This is a genomic window from Frankia sp. Mgl5, from assembly GCF_023242985.1.
Taxonomy (GTDB): Bacteria; Actinomycetota; Actinomycetes; order Frankiales; family Frankiaceae; genus Parafrankia; species Parafrankia soli.
The window spans coordinates 1-332 of record NZ_JALKFY010000577.1 but is presented as its reverse complement, the minus strand read 5'-3'; the positions used below and the strand labels follow the sequence as shown (position 1 = coordinate 332).

At 69.3% G+C, this 332-nt stretch carries 1 pseudogene; it reads left to right on the top strand.

Features of this window, described 5'->3' with window-relative positions:
- Window positions 1–332 (top strand): annotated as a pseudogene (locus MXD62_RS10710) (integrase); the annotation flags it as partial.

Genomic DNA, 332 nt, shown 5'->3' with positions numbered 1-332 from the left:
ATGGACCTACCCGCGCAAGACACCCGGACGACCACCAGTCCGCCGGGAGATCCGCGATCTGGTCCTGCGCCTCGCGCGGGAGAACCCGACCTGGGACCACCGCAGGATCCAAGGCGAACTGATCGGGTTGGGCTACCCGGTCGGGGTCGCCACCGTCTGGCGGATCCTGCACCGCGCCGGTGTCGACCCCGCACCCCGGCGGGCCGACACCTCCCGGCGCACATTCCTGGCCGCCCAGGCCTCCGGCATCCTCGCCTGCGACTTCTTCACCGTGGACACCGTATTCCTCCAACGGATCTACGTGTTCTTCATCGTCGAGCACGCCACCCGCC